A 15,755-nucleotide genomic window follows, 5' to 3' on the forward strand; every position below is an offset into this window, starting at 1 on the left:
GCAAGATGGAGCAGGCGCTGGCCGCGAAGTTCGCCGCCCTGAGCGAGCGCGTCGAGCAGGCCGAGCGCGAGCAGGGGGCACGGGTGGCGGCGCTGGCTGCCCAGGCCGAGAAGCGGCCGGCCGCTCCGGCGCCGGTCGCGGCCGTCAAGCCCGAGCCGTCCAAGCCGGAACCGACGCAGACCGGCAGCATCGCCGACGCGAAAGCCGCCAAACCTCCGGTGATCGAGTCCTGGGCCGTGCGCGATGTCTACGACGGGACGGCGATGCTGGAGGATCGCCGCCGTCGCCTCGTCGAGGTCGGTGCTGGCGACGTGATTCCGGGCGTCGGGCGCGTGGATGCCGTCGAGCGCCGGGGCCGCGAATGGGTCGTGGTGACGCGCGCCGGCATCGTCACGTCGCAGCCCTGGTAGGGCGCTACGGGCGGACGGATCAGTTCGTCGGGACGGCGACGGGCGTCAGCGCGTCCACGCTTACGGGAAACCGCGGCTCGATCGTCATCGGATCGGCCAGCAGTGCCGCGCGCTCGGCGCGCTGGCGGCCGTGCGTCAGGGCCCGCGTGCGGGCGGCGACGGTGGGGTGGAGTATGGCTGCGAGGAAGGCCAAGCCCTCGAACTCGCTGTCCAGATTTGTGGCTTCGAAGACGGGCATGGCCGGCCTAGCAAGGTTGCGGCGGGGTGCGCCGCCGGCCCACGAACCTGGGCCTTATGGGGGTAACGGGGACAACCTGAACAAGTTCCGAAAGTTTTTGCCCCGGAACTGTTTTTTAACCATTGCATTGCGGTGGCTGGGCAGCGGTGCGAATTCGCACGTGGACTTGCCCCGCCGGCAGCCCTCCAGACTACGCAGCGCAACCTCGAAGTGTTTGAATCCCCGCTACGACCACGCTCAAGGCTTCGTGCGGGCCGGGCCACCGACAGTATTCCGGGGTCCGCGGATCGTGAAGGCATCACCCGCAAGGCCGCGGATTTCGCTCTCGACCGCGAAGACGTGGCCGAGGATCGGGCGGTCCTCGGCGTCGCGCTCGCGCAGACCGGTTGTACGGGGAGGGGCCTCCCAGTGGGCGCGCCGACCCGTCTCAACGCGTATCCTCGCGCAGCAGTTCGGTGTTGACGGCAAACGCCGCCATCGCTCCCTCGGCGGCGGCGACCACGGCGAACTGGACTCGCCGCGAGGCGTCCCCCGCCACGAACAGGCCCGGCACGTTGGTCCGCTCGTAGTCGCGGGTGGGCACCACACCCGCGTCCGTCAGGTCGCAGCCCAGGGACCGGATCAGGTCGGAGGGCCGGCAGCCCTCCGGCATCAGGAAGACGGCGCGGCAGGGCAGGCGGGTGCCGTCCGCGAGGACGAGGTGCGTGGGTCCGTCGTCCGTGCCGTCGAGGCGGGCGATCCGCGTCTCCACCACGCGCACGCCGTTGCGGGAGAGGCGGTCGCGCGCCTCCGCGTCGAGGTCGGTCGGCCGCCCGTCCGTGCACAGGCTCACGTCGCGGCTCCAGGCCGTCATCTCCAGGGCGATGCCCTTGGCGCCCGGCCCATGGGCGTAGACGGCCACCGGCCGGTCACGGGCCTCGTAGCCGTCGCAATAGGGGCAGGTATGCACGCCCGTTCCCCAGAACCGGGCGAAGCCATCGATCGCGGGCAGGTCCTGGTGCAGGCCGGTGGCGAGGATCAGGCGGCGGGCCCGCTCCTGCGTCCCGTCTGAGAGGTCGACCGCGAAGGCGTCCCCGGTCCGGCAGGCGCCGACCACCTCGACCCCGCGCCGCTCGACGGTATCGTAACGATCGAGGTCGGCCTCGGCCCGCGCGCGCAGTTCGAAGGGCGGCGTGCCGTCGCGGGTGAACAAGCCCCAGGTCAGGGGGGCCGCGGCGTTCCTTGGCTCGCCCTTGTCGCACAGGAGTACGTCGCGGCGGCAGCGCCCGAGGATCAGCGCCGCGTTCAGGCCGGCAGGGCCGCCGCCCACGATGATGACGTCGCGCATGTGTGATCGCCCGTGACGGTTCCTCGTCCGGGGCAAGCGCCGGGGCGCGGGAATGGTGTCAGGCGCAGGTACGAAAAAGGGCGCCCGCGGCGCCCTCTCGTCGTCCGGAGCCTGAAACGGTCAGGCGGCGGCGGTCTTCAGCGGGACGCCCTTCTCGGCCAGGAAGGTCTGCAGTTCGCCCGACTGGAACATCTCGCGGGTGATGTCGCAGCCGCCGACGAACTCGCCCTTCACGTAGATCTGCGGGATGGTCGGCCAGTTGGAATAGGCCTTGATGCCCTCGCGGATGCCCTGGTCGGCCAGGACGTTGACGCCCTTGTAGGGCACGCCGAGGTAGTTGAGGATCTGCACCACCTGCCCAGAGAAGCCGCATTGCGGCATCTGCGGCGTGCCCTTCATGAACACCACCACGTCCTGGGACTTGATCTCGCTCTCGATGGCTGCGTGTGCGTCGGTCATCTGTTCGTCCTCATGCTCGTACACAGGGTGTTGACGACGGAATGGATTTTCAAGACCGGAACAGACGGCGTCCGTCCACGGCGGTTCACCGCGTGATGGTCGCCTCGGCAATCGTCTGAAGCACCGCATCGACCTCGAATGGATCGGCGACGAGGTCATCCAGGCGCAATGGGCATCGGCTGGGCAGGTTGGGCAGGAGCGCGTTGCCGTAGGCGATCAGTTCGGCCCCAGCGATCCTGATCGCGGTGGACCACATCTTGTCGAGATCGATGCGCTGTCGCATCGACCGGCTGAAGTGACCGAGCGCCGATGTCTGGAACGTCAGGATCTCGGCGCGCCAATGCCGGATCGAGGGTGAACCCGGTGCCGACACGCGCTTGATCAAATGAGTCATGACCTGCAGCAGCAGACTCTCGACAGCCTGGATGTGGGATCGTCCCAAGCTCTCGATCTCCTCCGCGACGTTCTCCCAGTCGAGCGCGTTCGAGAGGTCAGGCCGGGCGCCGAGCGCCCGCACGGCCGCCGCCTGCTCCTCGGACCAGGTCACGATATCGTCGTCGTAGAGGCTTGCCCGATCCATCGGAAGACTCTTGGCGAGCGGAAAGCTCTTGGCGAGTAGGCTCAATCCTGCGGGAGCCCGGTCGTCAGCGCAAGGGCGTGGAGCACGCCCCCCATCCGCCCCTGGAGCGCGCCGTAGACCATCTGGTGCTGGGCCACGCGGGTCTTGCCCTTGAAGGCCGCCGACAGGACGGTGGCGGCGTAATGGTCCCCGTCGCCGGCCAGATCCTTGATCTCGACCTGCGCGTCCGGCAGGGCCTGCCGGATCATCGCCTCGATCTCGCGCGCATCCATCGGCATCTGTTCTCGTCCTCGGTCCGAATCAGGCGGCGGCCGGCAGGCTTGCCATGTAGGCGGGGAGCCAGCCCTCGTGGGCCGCCCGCAGGTCGGCGACCGATATGCTCTGCCCCCCCGGCAGGGTCAAACGCTCGCCCTCCGCGACGCCGACGACGACCGCATCGATCCCCTGCGCCGAGGCGCTGTAGAGGATGTCGGCAGCCGTCTCCGCCTCGACGGCCAGGAGGTAGCGGCCCTGGTCCTCGCCGAAGAGGTAGGCGTGGGCGGGCAGGTCCACCGGCACCTCGGGCAGCGTCGCCCCGACGTTGCCGGCCATCGCCATCTCGGCCAGCGCCACGGCCAGCCCGCCGTCCGAGAGGTCGTGGACCGTGTCGGCGAGGCCGGACTGGATCAGCCCGCGCACGAAGTCGCCGTTGCGGCGCTCGATCGAGAGATCGACGGGGGGCGGCGCGCCCTCCTCGCGGCCCTCGATCACCGCGAGGTAGATCGATTGGCCGAGCCAGCCTTCGCCCGCGCCCACCAGCACCAGCACGTCGCCCGCCCGCTTCAGGCCGAGCGTGGCGTGGCGGCCCACGTCGTCCAGCACGCCGACGCCGCCGATGGTGGGGGTGGGCAGGATGCCGACGCCGTTGGTCTCGTTGTAGAGGGAGACGTTGCCGGAGACGACGGGGAAGTCGAGCGCCCGGCAGGCCTCGCCGATGCCCTGGAGGCAGCCGACGAGCTGGCCCATCACCTCCGGCTTCTCCGGGTTGCCGAAGTTGAGGTTGTCGGTGATCGCCAAGGGCCTGCCCCCGACGGCGGTGATGTTGCGCCAGGCCTCCGCCACGGCCTGCCGGCCGCCCTCGACCGGGTCGGCCTCGCAGTAGCGCGGCGTCACGTCGGCGGTGAGCGCCAGACCCTTCGGCCCGTCCTCGACGCGCACGATCGCCGCGTCCCCGCCGGGCTTCTGGACGGTGTTGCCGCCGATGAAGTGGTCGTACTGCTCGTAGACCCAGCGCTTCGAGCACAGCTCCGGCGAGCCGACGAGGCGCTTGAGGGCATCCGCCAGGGAGGCGGGTGCCGGCACGTCGCCGGGCCGGATCACCGGCAGGTGGGTGTTGGCGATGTGGGGCCGGTCGTAGAGGGGGGCCTCGTCGCCGAGTTCCTTGATCGGCAGGTCGGCCACCGTCTCGCCGTGCCACTTGACCACGAAGCGCAGGGTGTCGGTGGTCTTGCCGATCACCGCGAAGTCGAGGCCCCACTTCACGAAGATCGCCTCGGCTTCCGCCTCCATGCCGGGCCTGAGCACCATCAGCATGCGCTCCTGGCTTTCGGAGAGCATCATCTCGTAAGGCGTCATGCCGGGCTCGCGGGCCGGCACCTTCTCGATGTCGAGCTCCACCCCGAGGTCGCCCTTGGCGCCCATCTCAACGGCCGAGCAGGTGAGCCCCGCCGCGCCCATGTCCTGGATCGCGATGACGGCGCCCGAGGCCATCAGTTCGAGGCAGGCCTCCAGCAGGAGCTTTTCCGCGAAGGGGTCGCCGACCTGGACGGTCGGGCGCTTGGCCTCGGAATCGGCGTCGAACTCGGCCGATGCCATGGTGGCGCCGTGGATGCCGTCGCGGCCGGTCTTGGAGCCGAGGTAGACGATCGGGTTGCCCACGCCCGAGGCCGCCGCGTAGAAGATCGCGTCGGCGCGCGCGAGGCCCACCGCCATGGCGTTGACCAGGATGTTGCCGTCGTAGCGGGGATGGAAGCCCACCGCCCCGCCCACCGTCGGCACGCCGAAGGAGTTGCCGTAGCCGCCGATGCCGGCCACCACCCCGGAGACGAGGTGGCGGGTGCGGGGATGGTCCGGCGAGCCGAAGCGCAGCGCGTTCAGGGCCGCGATCGGCCGCGCGCCCATGGTGAAGACGTCGCGCAGGATGCCGCCGACGCCGGTGCCCGCGCCCTGGTAGGGCTCGATGAAGCTCGGGTGGTTGTGGCTCTCCATCTTGAAGACGCAGGCCAGCCCGTCGCCGATGTCGATGACGCCCGCGTTCTCCCCCGGCCCCTGGATCACGCAAGGCCCCGTGGTCGGCAACCCGCGCAGGTGCTTGCGCGATGACTTGTACGAGCAGTGCTCGTTCCACATCGCCGAGACGATGCCGAGTTCGGTCAGCGTCGGGTCGCGCCCGATCAAGCCGCGGAAGCGGTCGTATTCCTCCGGCGTGAGACCGTGCTGGCGCACCAGTTCGGGGGTGATCGGAACGTCGTTGCGGAACATGCAATGGGTCTCGATGAAAATCCGCCCCGCCCGCCACGGCGTCCCGTGGACCGGCGCCGGGCCGGCGGGCGTCAAGGCTCTAGAGCGGAAGCGCCTAGACTAGCAACATTTCGGCTCGGTGCATGATGGATTCAAACGACATCGTGTCCGTCACGGCACCGCGCGCGCGCCGGCTCCCGACGGCAGCGCTCGATGACGGCGTGGACCGGCTCCGGCCCGGAGACGAAGGCGATGTAGTCGAAGGCTTGCGGGTTCCGGCTGGACATCAGGAGCTGGAAGTGCATCCGGAACAGGTTCCAGCGCCGCCGGGCGATGGTGGCCGGCTCGATCAGGTCCTCGATCCGCACCCGCATCACCGCCGGCCGGTCCGGCCCCGGCGAGGGGATGCCCGATGCGGTGAGCGGATCGCGCAGGTGGATCGAGAGCCAGTCCCAGGAGGCGCGGATGTCGAGCCAGCCGATCGTCTTGGCCGCAGCCACCCGTTCGAGGGCCCCGCGCACCCCCGCGGCTTCCGGGTCGAGGGCGATCCAGGGGATGACGCTGCCGAGCGTCACGAAGGAGACCGGCGTGCCGCGGCCGCCGAATCCGGGGTCCGTCGCGAGCACGAGGTCCAGCACCTGCGCCCCGAGGAAGCTCGACGAGGAATGGCCGATCACCACGATCTCGTCGGCCGTCCCCTCCGTGGCGCGGATGCGCGCGGCGAAGGCGGCCAGGCGGTCGGGCATCGTCGCCTCGCGGCCGGCGGCGTGGTCGTGGGTGAAGGCGGTGTCGTCCACGAGGTGGGCGACGTAGAGGGGCTTTCCCCGCGTCAGGCGCATCAGGAGGGCGAGGATGGCGTAGGCAACTGGCGCCACGGCCAGCAGGGACCAGGGGACAAGCGGGGCCGGCGCCAGGAGGGCGGCAACGAGCGCCAGGGCGAGGCTCAGGGCCGCGAAGGCGAGGTAGATCCGGTGCACCCCGACGATGATTGTGGCGAAGCGCCGGGCCTCCTTGCGCAGGGCCCGCTGGTAGCCCGAGCGCCGCAGCCGCATCAGCAGGGCCGGCACGTCCCTCAGGCGCCGCCACTCGGGGCGGGGGAAGCGGGCGCGCACCACGTCGTCCCAGCGCAGCAGGCTGTAGCGGGTGCGCATGCCCGGCGTCTCGACCGTCCAGTCGAGGCTGATCCCGTCGGCCGCGCGCGCGCAATCGCCGACCGCGATCGCGAGGCCGCGGCGCCCGGCCGTCAGCCGGCTCTCGCGCCGGAACAGGCCCCAATAGGTCTCGGGCTCGCGCGGATCGAAGCCGGGCAGGTAGAAGACCTGTCGGGATGCGGGTTCGGCGAACTCGCGCCGACCCGTGTCGCTGTGGTTCGAGATGGCGGGACCGTCCGGTTCTCGCGCGGTGGCGGCGGGGATTTTTCCCCCTACACGACGGGCCGGGACACAGACGAGGAAAAATTCGCAGCCCTTCAGGCGGCCGGGGGATGGGCCAGGAACTCGGCGATGGCCGCGACGAAGCGCTCGCCGTAGGCCTCGCGCTTGCGCTCGCCGACCCCGTGGACCGAGCGCAGCGCCCAGAGGTCCACGGGCTTGCCCTTGGCCATCTCGATCAGGGTCCGGTCCGGGAAGACCATGAAGGCGGCGATGCTCTCGGAGCGGGCGATCGTGGCGCGCAGGCCCCGCAGGTGCTGGAACAGGGCTTCGTCGGCCTCGCTGAGCGCCAGCGCCCCGTCCTCGCGGGCGGCCGGGCCGCGGCGGCGCTCGCGGGTCTCGGCCTTCGGTTCCGGGTCGGGGCGGAGCTGCACGGGCTCGCGCCCGAACAGGATCGCCTCGCCCTTCTCGGTCATGGTCAGGCCGCCGTAGCCGTCGGTGTTCTCGGCGACCGCCCCGGCGGCGAAGAGCTGGCGCAGGATCGCCCGCCACGCCGCCACCGGCTTGTCGGCCCCGACCCCGAAGGTCTTGAGCTGGCCGTGGCCGTTGCGGCGGATCTGCTCGCTTTCCTTGCCATGCACCACGTCGCAGACATAGGCCGCGCCGAAGCGCTGGCCGGTGCGCACGATCGCCGACAGGATCTTCTGGGCCGCCACGGTTCCGTCGATCAGCGTGACGCCGCCGCGGCAGAGGTCGCAGCGGCCGCATGGCTGGCTCGCCTCGCCAAAGTAGCCCAGCAGCGACTGGCGGCGGCAGGTGGCGCCCTCGCAGAGCGCAATCATCGCCTCGAGCTTCCGGCGCTCGACCCGCCGGCGCTCGTCGGGCACCTCCTTCTCGTCGATCTGGCGGCGGCGCAGCGCCATATCGTCCAGGCCGTAGAGGGTCAGCGTGTCGGCGGGCAGCCCGTCGCGCCCGGCCCGGCCGATCTCCTGGTAGTAGCCCTCGACGTTGTTGGGCATGTCCGCGTGGCAGACGAAGCGCACGTCCGGCTTGTTGATGCCCATGCCGAAGGCGACGGTCGCCGTCATCACCACCCCGTCCTCCTGCAGGAAGGTGTCCTGGTTCTTCATCCGCGTGCCCTGGTCGAGGCCGGCATGGTAGGGCAGGGCGTTGAAGCCGTCCCCCTTCAGGGACTCGGCCAGTTGCTCGGTGCGCTTGCGGGACGAGCAGTAGATGATGCCGCTCTCGGCCCGGCGGCCCTTGAGGAAGCGCTCGATCTGCCGGGTCGGGTTGTCCTTGGGCGAGAAGGTCAGGCGGATGTTGGGCCGGTCGAAGGAGTGGACGAAGCTCCGCAGGTCCCGGCCGGCCGGGAACAGCCGCTCGGCGATCTCGACGCGGGTGGCCGCATCCGCGGTGGCGGTCAGCGCCAGGGTCTGGACGTTGCCGAGCGCCTCGCGGGCGCGGGCGATCTCCCGGTATTCGGGCCGGAAGTCGTGGCCCCATTGCGAGACGCAGTGGGCCTCGTCCACCGCCAGCCGCCGCACGCCGGAGCCGCCCAGCGCCTCGATGCAGCCCTCCATCAGCAGGCGCTCGGGCGAGACGAAGAGCAGGCGCAGCTCGCCCGAGCGGATCTTGCGCCAGGTCTCGCGGGAGGTGGCCTCCGGAACGGAGGAGTTCAGGGTCGCTGCCTCGATCCCGAAGCCGCGCATCTGCTGCACCTGGTCATGCATCAGCGCGATCAGGGGCGAGACCACCAGGGTAAGGCCGTCCTCGATCAGCGCCGGCAACTGGTAGGTCATCGACTTGCCCGAGCCTGTGGGCATGACCGCGAACACATCCGCGCCGTCGAGCACGGCGCCGATCACCTCGGCCTGTCCGGGCCGGAAGTCGTCGTAGCCGAAGGTTTTTCGGAGCGCGGCGCGGGCCTCGTCGAGGCGGACGGACATGGGGACTCTGGCGTTACGTCGAGAGGGGGTGAACGAGGACACCGGCTTGCGGCCTGTCCGTGTAGACATTACCGTCTCTCTGTCTACACACGGAGAGGCGTTATGCCGTTGAACATCCGCAGCGAGGCGGTGAACCGCCTCGCCGAGAAGCTGGCATCGACGGCACGCGTCAGCAAGACCGAGGCGGTGCGGCTGGCTTTGGTGAACGAGTTGGCGCGGCGCGAGGGATCGATGTCGCTCGCCGAGCGCATCAAACCGATCCAGGATCGGATCGCAAGCTATCCCGACACCGGCCTGGAGGCGGACAAAGCGTTCTTCGACGAATTGTCCGGCGAACCCTGATGTTCATAGCCGCTTCGGCCCTGGTCGCGATCCTGGCGGGAGAACCGGCACATGCGGATCTGACCGGCCGGGTGGAGGAAGCGGTCGAGCCCGTCACCTCGGCCCTCGCCGTCTTCGAGGCCGTGCTCGCGATCCGCCGGAAGAAGAACATTCCGGTCGAGCGGGCCGAGAACGAAGTCCAGAGCTTCCTGGCGGAGGCCGGCGTCACGATCGTCCCGATCGCGGACGACGACGGCCGCGCCGCGCTGCTCGCCTTCGCGCAATACGGCAAAGGGCAGGGCCATCCGGCCCAACTGAACATGGGCGACTGCTTCGCCTATGCCTGCGCCCGTACCCGCAACCTGCCTCTGCTCTTTGTCGGCAACGACTTCTCGCGCACGGACATCCGCCCGGCCCTGCCCTGAACACCTCGTGCTCAGGGCGCGACGACCCGCCCGTCCGCGATCCCGATCAGGTCCGCCCGCCCGCCCAACTCTGCAAACAGGGCCGGGTCGGCCCCCGTCATCCAGACCTGGCCGGCGAGCGCCTCCAGGGCGTCGAACAGGCCGGCCCGGCGGCGCGGGTCGAGATGGGCGGCGACCTCGTCCAGCAGGATCAGGGGCGCGATGCCGCTCATCGCCTGGACCAGGCGGGCATGGGCCAGGACGAGGCCGATCAGCAGGGCCTTCTGCTCGCCGGTGGAACTGGAGCCGGCCGGCACGTCCTTCGGACCGTGACGGACCACGAGGTCGGTGGTCTGGGGACCGATGAGGGTGCGGCCGGCGGCCCGGTCCCGGTGGCGGCCCTGGCGCAGGGCGAGACGGAAGCGGTCCTCGGCCTCGATCGCCGGCCAGACCGCGACGAGGTCGTCGAGGTCGCCCTCCAGCCGCACGGCGGCCCAGGGGAAGGGCTGAGCGTCGTCGCGGGTCTCGTGGATCAGCCGGTCGAGGCGCTCCACGGTCTCGCGGCGGGCGAGCGCCACGGCGACGCCGAGTTCGGCCGCCTCGCGCTCGATCGCGTCGAGCCACCGGCCGTCGTTCGGCCGCTCCTCCAGCAGGCGGTTGCGCGAGCGCAGGGCCCGCTCCATCGCGGCCACCCGGCTGCCGTGGGCGGCGTCGACCGCCAGCACCAGCCGGTCGAGGAAGCGGCGCCGGTCGCCCGCAGGGCCCCGGAACAGGCCGTCGAGGTCGGGCGTCAGCCAGACCACGCGCACGAATTCGGAGAAGGCGACGGGCGAGGGGATGCCGGCGCCGTCGATGCGGCAGAGCCGGGCGCTGCGCCCGTCGAAGCCCGGCGGCTCGCAGCCGGTGCCGAGGCGATGCTCGGCCCCGTCGCGGGCCAGCGTCAGGGAGACGGCAAAGCCCCCCGGGCCCCCGGCGCGGGCCATGGCGGAGAACTCGGCCCGGCGCAGGCCTCGGCCCGGCGCGAACAGGGAGATCGCCTCCAGCAGGTTGGTCTTGCCCGCCCCGTTCTCGCCCACCAAAGCTACGAAGCGGCGGGCCAGCGGCAGGTCGAGGTCGGCATGGTTGCGGAAGTCGCGGGCGATCAGGCGGGTGAGGCGCTGACCGCCGGCCGCGTCGGGTTCACTCATGCGGCCAAGGCGGGGCACGGTCGCGGGCGGCATGGATCACACGGTCGATCAGGACGGGGTCGTCGTGGACGCGGTGGAGGATGAGGTAGGCGCGAAACACGAGGATGCGGGCGTCCGGGGCGATGTCGGGTGCGGGGCGTCCCTGCATCGGGTGCCGTGCGAGGGACAGGCAGCGGCCGCGCAGTTCCGCGACGAAGCTGACGGCCCGATTCGGGTTGTCGGCCGCGATGAAGTCCGCGATCTCCCGCAGGTCCGATCGCGCCCGCCGCGAGATGACGACGGGTCTCAAGCGCCGGCTTTCGCCCGCGCCGCGTAGTGGTCGGTGAGGTCGTCGAGCACCGCGTCCACCGGCTCGTAGTCGCCGCTTTCGACGCCCTCCCGCCACGCCTCGCGCAGGTCGGAAAGCCGGGCTTCACGGGCGTGCAGGAGCCTGAGCCCCGCCGTCACGGCGTCGTCCGCGGAGGGATAGCGGCCATCCGCCACGAGACCCTCGACGAAGGCGGCCTGGGCGGGATCGAGACGGACGGGCTTTGCCATGGGGGACACCTTGTCGGTGCCAGTCTAACCGCGATGCCGCGCGGATGCGACCGTCACACCCGCATCGGCATCAGCACGTAGAGGGCGGGTGCGCCCTCGCGGTCCTGGATCAGGGTCGGCGAGCCCGGATCGGCGAGCTTGAACAGGGCGGTGTCGCCCTCGAGCTGGGCGGTGATGTCGAGGAGGTAGCGGGCGTTGAAGCCGATATCGAGGCCGGCAGCCTCGTAGTCCACGTCGAGTTCCTCGGTGGCGCTGCCCGAATCCGGGTTGTTGACGGAGAGCGCCAGGCGCCCCTCCTGCAGGCCGAGCTTCACCGCCCGGCCGCGCTCGGACGAGATCGTCGAGACCCGGTCGACGGCACGCGCGAAGGATTCGCGCTCCACGGTGAGGCGCTTGTCGTTGCCGCTGGGGATGACCCGCTGGTAGTCGGGGAAGGTGCCGTCGATCAGCTTCGAGATCAGGGTCACGCCGGCAAAGCGCAGGCGGATCTTGGCCGGCGACAGGTCGATGGCGACGCTCTCGCCGCCGTCGTCCACGAGCTTCTGGATCTCGGCCACCGCCTTGCGGGGCACGATGATGCCGGGCATGCCCTGGCTGCCGGCGGGCGCGTCCATCTCGACGCGGGCCAGCCGATGGCCGTCGGTGGCCACCGCCCGCATCTTCAGGGCGCCCTCGACCTCGATCGTGTGCAGGTAGATGCCGTTGAGGTAGTAGCGCGTCTCCTCCGTGGAGATCGCGAACTGGGTCTTGTCGATCAGGCGCTTGAGGTCGGCGGCCTGGATCTCGAAGCTATGCGGCAGTTCGCCGGCGGCGAGATCTGGGAAGTCGCCCTCGGGCAGGGCGCCGAGCGCGAAGCGCGAGCGGCCGGAGCGGATCGTCATCTGGCCCGACTCGCCGCCCGTCTCCAGGGAGACCTGCGCGCCGTCGGGGAGCTTGCGCACGATGTCGTGCAGGACGTGGGCGGGCACGGTGGTGGCGCCGGGGTCCGACACGTCGGCCGGCACGGTCTCCGTGACCTCGATGTCGAGGTCGGTCGCCTTCAGTTGCAGGCCGGCCTCGGTGGCGCGCAGCAGCACGTTCGACAGGATCGGGATCGTGTTGCGCCGCTCGACGACGCGGTGCACGTGGCCGAGCGACCGTAGGAGGGCCGCGCGCTCGACAGTGACTCTCATCGTGAAAAACTCTGGTGCTCGAAAGAAGGCCGTGCCGCGTCCGCGCGTGGGACCACGGCCTGTCAGCTTGGCGAAGGCACGCCCCCAAGGCAAGGGACGGCGTACGATCCGTCCAGGGCAATCGCGCCCTACTCTCCCGCCGCCCGGGCCGCGAAGTCCCAGGCCGGCCCGCGGGCGCTGTCCTGGTTGGAATCCTCCCCCAGGCGCGCGACGCCCCAGCGCAGGCGATAGCGGCCAGGGGCATGGGTCCGGCTCGCGAACCGCGCGTAGGGCTCGTCCGCGGCTTCGGGCACGGCCGGCGCGGGCGCGACCGGCTTCGAGGGCGCCACGCGGGCGGCGATCCGCTGACGCGAGGGCGTCGGGCGCGCGCTCACGCGCTCGGCGGCACCGGGCGCGAGGACCGGAGCGAGGCGCGCGTCGGGCGGGAGGGCGGCGACCGCAGCGGGCGGGAGCAGGATCGCGGCCTGGGAGGCGGGCGGATCGATCGTCGCGACCGGCAGGAGGGCGAGGCGCGTCTCCGCACCGGCGCTCCGGGCGGCGGCCGCGGAGCGGACCGGGTCGGTCCAGCCCTGCGCGGGCGAGGCCGGCGGATCGGCCAAGGGCCGCCAGAGCACCAGGGCGAGCGCTGCCGCGACGGATGCGGCGGCGACGATCCGGCGGCCCGGCGCGCCTGCGGAGGCCCGGACCGGCGCACGCGGAACGGGAACTGGCGCCTGCGCGACGGGCGACACCGGTATAGCCGCGACCTCGACGGCGGGCGTGGCGTCTTCAGGATACGGCACAACTTGCTGCGGCAGGTTCTGCGGCAGCAGGTCGGCGCAGGCCGGCTCGGACGCTTCCGGCACCGTCAGGTCACAGATGAACGGAGCGGCAGCGGACGGCGGGGGCACCTGCGGGCCGGCGATGCCGGCGGACGGCTTCGCTCTGGCGGACCGCATGCCCCGCAGCTTCGGCTGGGAAGTCGCGGCGTGCTTGGCCCGGCTCTTCCGGCGATTCTTTCCACGAATCGGGTGCGGACGCAGCCCGCCCACATGGGTCGCCGCATCGGGTCCGCGATCGGCTTCGCGCTCTTCCGTCATGGCTCGGCGAACTCCAGCTTGGCTGCAGCCACCGGATCGCGAAGTCCGCCTGCACCCTTCCGGTCATGCAGAGACAATCCGGCGGAATATAGACCTTCGACAATAGCTCTCGAATAGGACCCTACACTGGCCGGTTGCGCCGTTTGGAGCCGGCAAAAGGCTAGCGATCGTCGAGGATGGCCAGGGCTACGGCCATGAGCCCGATCGCGGGGCCGGTCTTCACCAGGGCGCCCAGCGGCTCGATCCAGAGTTCGGGGGTCAGCAGCGCCGCCCCGGCCATGTACGGCCTCCCCTCGGCGCGAGGCGTGCGGGAGGCCGCCGGCCTGTCGTCATACGAAATCCGGTTGATCGCTTCGCGACGCGGATTTCGGCTTCGCTCAAGCGCCGCGCGGGCTTGCCGATACCGTGTCCGCTTCGATCAAGCGGACACGGTATCAATCCTGGAGCATGCGCTTCAGGAGTTCGACCTCGTCGCCCAGGATCGCGTCCTCGCCGATCAGCTTCTCGATCTTGCGCACGGCGTGGAGCACGGTGGTGTGGTCGCGGCCCCCGAAGCGGCGGCCGATCTCGGGCAGGGAGCGCAGCGTCAGCACCTTGGAGAGGTACATCGCGATCTGGCGCGGCTTGACCACGGCCGCCGTGCGGCGCTCCGAGAGGATGTCGGAGCGCGAGACGTTGTAGCGGGAGGCCACCAGCTTCTGGATGTCCTCGATCTTGATGCGCTTGGGCTCGCGGTTCTTGACGAGGTCGCGGATGGCGGTCTCGGCCGTCTCCATGGTCACGGCCGTGCCGGTCAGCGTGGCGTGCGCCAGCAGGCGGTTGACGGCGCCCTCCAGGTCGCGGCCGTTGGCGGTGATGGCGCGGGCCACGTAAGCCGTCACGGCCTGGGAGACCTCGAAGCCGGGATGGGCCGCGCGGACCTGGGCGAGCCGGGCCGAGAGGATCGAGACGCGCAGCTGCTCGTCCAGGCTGCCGATCTCGACCACGAGGCCGCCGGCCAGGCGCGAGCGCACACGCTCGTCCAGGGCCTCCAGCTCGGTCGGCGGACGGTCGGAGGCGACCACGACCTGCCGGCCGGCATCGATCAGGGCGTTCACGGTATGGCCGAACTCGGCCTGGATCGACTTGCCCTGGATGAACTGCACGTCGTCGAGGATCAGCAGGTCGATGCCGCGAAGGCGCTCCTTGTAGGCCAGCGCGTTCTGGGTCTTCAGGGCGTTCACGAAGCCGTACATGAAGCGGTCGGCGGTGAGGTAGATCACCCGGCGCCCCGCATCGCGGGCGACGTGGCCGATGCCGTGCAGCAGGTGGGTCTTCCCCAGGCCGACGCCGGCATGGAAGTAGAGCGGGTTGTAGAGGGCGCCCTCGCCGTCGTGGCGGGCGACCCGCTCGGCGGCCGCATGCGCCAGGGCATTGGAGCGGCCGAGCACGAAGCTCGCGAAGGTGAGGCGGCCGTCGAGCGGCGCGCCGTTGAGGTCGCCGGCGGTGTCGCCGCCGCGCATCTCGGACGCGGCGGACGCCGAGACCGGTACGGGAGGGGCCGCCGCGTGCAGGCGGGCGAGCGGCCCGCTGGTGGGGCTCGCCTTGGCCGGGCTCGGCGCCACGGGACGGACGGGGGCCCCGGTGCCGCGCACGCCGACCTCGATGCGGGCGATCTCCGCGACCTCGGCCTTGAAGGTGTTGAGCACCCGGTCGAGGTAATGCGACTCGAGCCAGCTCTTGAGGAAGCGCGTGGGCACCGTGAGGCGGGCCGTGCCGCCCTCCACGTCCTGCAATTCGAGGCGGGCGAACCAGCTCGCGAACACGTCCTCGCCGAGTTCCGCCCGCAGGCGCCGCTTCACCCGCGCCCAGGCCGAGGCGATCTCACCCGCGCCCCCGCTGTTCCGGCCGTTGTTGTCGTCGCCGCCCGCAACGTTTCCGTCGACACGCATCACTGGCTCTCCCGACGCCGCGAACGGATGACCCGTCGACGGCGCGTACGCACGTTTCACGCTGTCGGCCCCGCCTGTACGCGCGGGAACTATTTTTCCGTCGGAGTCAAGATGCCTGCCGACGTCTTTTGCCGATCCGTGGAGCCTATCAACAATTACCTACGGTTCTTTTAACACTGGGACTTGCGGGGAAAGCCCGGTTTCGCATCGGGACAGTCGCGGCAACTGGACCGCAGGTAGAGCTACGATGTTGACCGGCTTATGGTTTCGCGACGATTCACAGGGTGCGGCGGTT

Annotated in this window: 16 protein-coding genes and 2 pseudogenes; 3 read left to right on the forward strand and 15 right to left on the reverse strand. The window is 70.9% G+C overall.

Annotated features, from left to right (window positions below; genetic code table 11):
* Positions 1-410 (forward strand): annotated as a pseudogene (locus COGEMETH_RS07970) (hypothetical protein); the annotation flags it as partial.
* Between the two features lie 19 nt (positions 411-429).
* Here COGEMETH_RS07970 and COGEMETH_RS07975 read toward each other — a convergent pair.
* From COGEMETH_RS07975 to recQ, 8 genes are all read right to left on the reverse strand, one after another.
* Entirely contained in the window at positions 430-648 is a 219-nt protein-coding gene (locus COGEMETH_RS07975; RefSeq protein ID WP_238182070.1) for a hypothetical protein, read from the reverse strand.
* Between the two features lie 427 nt (positions 649-1,075).
* Positions 1,076-1,975, reverse strand: coding sequence for an NAD(P)/FAD-dependent oxidoreductase (locus COGEMETH_RS07980; RefSeq protein WP_238182071.1), 900 nt, complete (start codon positions 1,973-1,975; stop codon positions 1,076-1,078).
* A gap of 120 nt (positions 1,976-2,095) precedes the next feature.
* Positions 2,096-2,434 carry a Grx4 family monothiol glutaredoxin gene (gene grxD, locus COGEMETH_RS07985; RefSeq protein WP_238182072.1) on the reverse strand — a complete coding sequence of 113 codons (339 nt, stop codon included), beginning with the start codon at positions 2,432-2,434 and terminating at the stop codon, positions 2,096-2,098.
* Between the two features lie 85 nt (positions 2,435-2,519).
* The gene (locus COGEMETH_RS07990; RefSeq protein ID WP_238182073.1) at positions 2,520-3,014 is read right to left on the reverse strand and encodes a DUF29 domain-containing protein; all 495 of its coding nucleotides are present in this window, start codon (positions 3,012-3,014) and stop codon (positions 2,520-2,522) included.
* Positions 3,015-3,055: 41 nt separating this feature from the next.
* Entirely contained in the window at positions 3,056-3,292 is a 237-nt protein-coding gene (locus tag COGEMETH_RS07995; RefSeq protein ID WP_238182074.1) for a BolA family protein, read from the reverse strand.
* A 22-nt stretch (positions 3,293-3,314) separates the two neighbouring features.
* Positions 3,315-5,534, reverse strand: coding sequence for a phosphoribosylformylglycinamidine synthase subunit PurL (gene purL, locus COGEMETH_RS08000; protein ID WP_238182075.1), 2,220 nt, complete (start codon positions 5,532-5,534; stop codon positions 3,315-3,317).
* Between the two features lie 131 nt (positions 5,535-5,665).
* Positions 5,666-6,664, reverse strand: coding sequence for a hydrolase (locus COGEMETH_RS08005; RefSeq protein WP_238182076.1), 999 nt, complete (start codon positions 6,662-6,664; stop codon positions 5,666-5,668).
* Between the two features lie 317 nt (positions 6,665-6,981).
* Positions 6,982-8,829, reverse strand: a complete 1,848-nt coding sequence (recQ, locus tag COGEMETH_RS08010) for a DNA helicase RecQ (protein WP_238182077.1) — start codon at positions 8,827-8,829, stop codon at positions 6,982-6,984.
* Positions 8,830-8,931: 102 nt separating this feature from the next.
* Between recQ and COGEMETH_RS08015 the strand changes: the two genes are divergently transcribed.
* Both COGEMETH_RS08015 and COGEMETH_RS08020 read left to right on the forward strand, forming a co-directional pair.
* On the forward strand, positions 8,932-9,171 hold the full coding sequence (locus tag COGEMETH_RS08015) for a type II toxin-antitoxin system VapB family antitoxin (protein ID WP_238182078.1): 240 nt from the start codon (positions 8,932-8,934) through the stop codon (positions 9,169-9,171).
* Positions 9,171-9,575, forward strand: coding sequence for a type II toxin-antitoxin system VapC family toxin (locus COGEMETH_RS08020; RefSeq protein WP_238182079.1), 405 nt, complete (start codon positions 9,171-9,173; stop codon positions 9,573-9,575). The genes COGEMETH_RS08015 and COGEMETH_RS08020 overlap by 1 nt, the downstream gene beginning before the upstream one ends.
* A gap of 11 nt (positions 9,576-9,586) precedes the next feature.
* Here COGEMETH_RS08020 and recF read toward each other — a convergent pair whose 3' ends face one another.
* The 7 genes and pseudogenes from recF to dnaA all read right to left on the reverse strand — a co-directional run bounded on the left by recF (position 9,587) and on the right by dnaA (position 15,460).
* Positions 9,587-10,741, reverse strand: a complete 1,155-nt coding sequence (recF, locus tag COGEMETH_RS08025; protein WP_238182080.1) for a DNA replication/repair protein RecF — start codon at positions 10,739-10,741, stop codon at positions 9,587-9,589.
* Positions 10,734-11,030 (reverse strand): type II toxin-antitoxin system RelE/ParE family toxin, encoded by a 297-nt coding sequence (locus COGEMETH_RS08030; protein WP_238182081.1) that lies wholly within the window; start codon positions 11,028-11,030, stop codon positions 10,734-10,736. The genes recF and COGEMETH_RS08030 overlap by 8 nt, the downstream gene beginning before the upstream one ends.
* Positions 11,027-11,278: a type II toxin-antitoxin system ParD family antitoxin gene (locus tag COGEMETH_RS08035; protein ID WP_238182082.1), complete on the reverse strand. Its 252-nt coding sequence runs from the start codon at positions 11,276-11,278 to the stop codon at positions 11,027-11,029. Before COGEMETH_RS08035 ends, COGEMETH_RS08030 begins: the two co-directional genes overlap by 4 nt.
* 53 nt (positions 11,279-11,331) lie before the next feature.
* A complete protein-coding gene (dnaN, locus tag COGEMETH_RS08040) occupies positions 11,332-12,450 on the reverse strand; it encodes a DNA polymerase III subunit beta (RefSeq protein WP_238182083.1) in 1,119 nt (372 codons plus the stop codon).
* A gap of 128 nt (positions 12,451-12,578) precedes the next feature.
* Positions 12,579-13,388: a hypothetical protein gene (locus tag COGEMETH_RS08045; RefSeq protein WP_238182084.1), complete on the reverse strand. Its 810-nt coding sequence runs from the start codon at positions 13,386-13,388 to the stop codon at positions 12,579-12,581.
* Between the two features lie 301 nt (positions 13,389-13,689).
* A pseudogene (locus COGEMETH_RS08050) lies at positions 13,690-13,812 on the reverse strand (DoxX-like family protein); the annotation flags it as partial.
* Between the two features lie 151 nt (positions 13,813-13,963).
* Positions 13,964-15,460: a chromosomal replication initiator protein DnaA gene (gene dnaA, locus COGEMETH_RS08055; RefSeq protein WP_238182085.1), complete on the reverse strand. Its 1,497-nt coding sequence runs from the start codon at positions 15,458-15,460 to the stop codon at positions 13,964-13,966.
* Positions 15,461-15,755 lie beyond the last annotated feature (295 nt).

The sequence above is a fragment of the Methylobacterium trifolii genome (assembly GCF_022179685.1).
In the GTDB taxonomy this organism is placed as follows: Bacteria; Pseudomonadota; Alphaproteobacteria; order Rhizobiales; family Beijerinckiaceae; genus Methylobacterium; species Methylobacterium trifolii.

What these genes read in the sequence shown, in the direction of transcription:
- COGEMETH_RS07975 (WP_238182070.1), bottom strand. Translation starts at nt 648, where the DNA reads ATGCCCGTCTTCGAAGCCACAAATCTGGACAGCGAGTTCGAGGGCTTG.
- COGEMETH_RS07980 (WP_238182071.1), bottom strand. Translation starts at nt 1,975, where the DNA reads ATGCGCGACGTCATCATCGTGGGCGGCGGCCCTGCCGGCCTGAACGCG.
- grxD (WP_238182072.1), bottom strand. Translation starts at nt 2,434, where the DNA reads ATGACCGACGCACACGCAGCCATCGAGAGCGAGATCAAGTCCCAGGAC.
- COGEMETH_RS07990 (WP_238182073.1), bottom strand. Translation starts at nt 3,014, where the DNA reads ATGGATCGGGCAAGCCTCTACGACGACGATATCGTGACCTGGTCCGAG.
- COGEMETH_RS07995 (WP_238182074.1), bottom strand. Translation starts at nt 3,292, where the DNA reads ATGCCGATGGATGCGCGCGAGATCGAGGCGATGATCCGGCAGGCCCTG.
- purL (WP_238182075.1), bottom strand. Translation starts at nt 5,534, where the DNA reads ATGTTCCGCAACGACGTTCCGATCACCCCCGAACTGGTGCGCCAGCAC.
- COGEMETH_RS08005 (WP_238182076.1), bottom strand. Translation starts at nt 6,664, where the DNA reads ATGCGCACCCGCTACAGCCTGCTGCGCTGGGACGACGTGGTGCGCGCC.
- recQ (WP_238182077.1), bottom strand. Translation starts at nt 8,829, where the DNA reads ATGTCCGTCCGCCTCGACGAGGCCCGCGCCGCGCTCCGAAAAACCTTC.
- COGEMETH_RS08015 (WP_238182078.1), top strand. Translation starts at nt 8,932, where the DNA reads ATGCCGTTGAACATCCGCAGCGAGGCGGTGAACCGCCTCGCCGAGAAG.
- COGEMETH_RS08020 (WP_238182079.1), top strand. Translation starts at nt 9,171, where the DNA reads ATGTTCATAGCCGCTTCGGCCCTGGTCGCGATCCTGGCGGGAGAACCG.
- recF (WP_238182080.1), bottom strand. Translation starts at nt 10,741, where the DNA reads ATGAGTGAACCCGACGCGGCCGGCGGTCAGCGCCTCACCCGCCTGATC.
- COGEMETH_RS08035 (WP_238182082.1), bottom strand. Translation starts at nt 11,278, where the DNA reads ATGGCAAAGCCCGTCCGTCTCGATCCCGCCCAGGCCGCCTTCGTCGAG.
- dnaN (WP_238182083.1), bottom strand. Translation starts at nt 12,450, where the DNA reads ATGAGAGTCACTGTCGAGCGCGCGGCCCTCCTACGGTCGCTCGGCCAC.
- COGEMETH_RS08045 (WP_238182084.1), bottom strand. Translation starts at nt 13,388, where the DNA reads ATGCGGTCCGCCAGAGCGAAGCCGTCCGCCGGCATCGCCGGCCCGCAG.
- dnaA (WP_238182085.1), bottom strand. Translation starts at nt 15,460, where the DNA reads ATGCGTGTCGACGGAAACGTTGCGGGCGGCGACGACAACAACGGCCGG.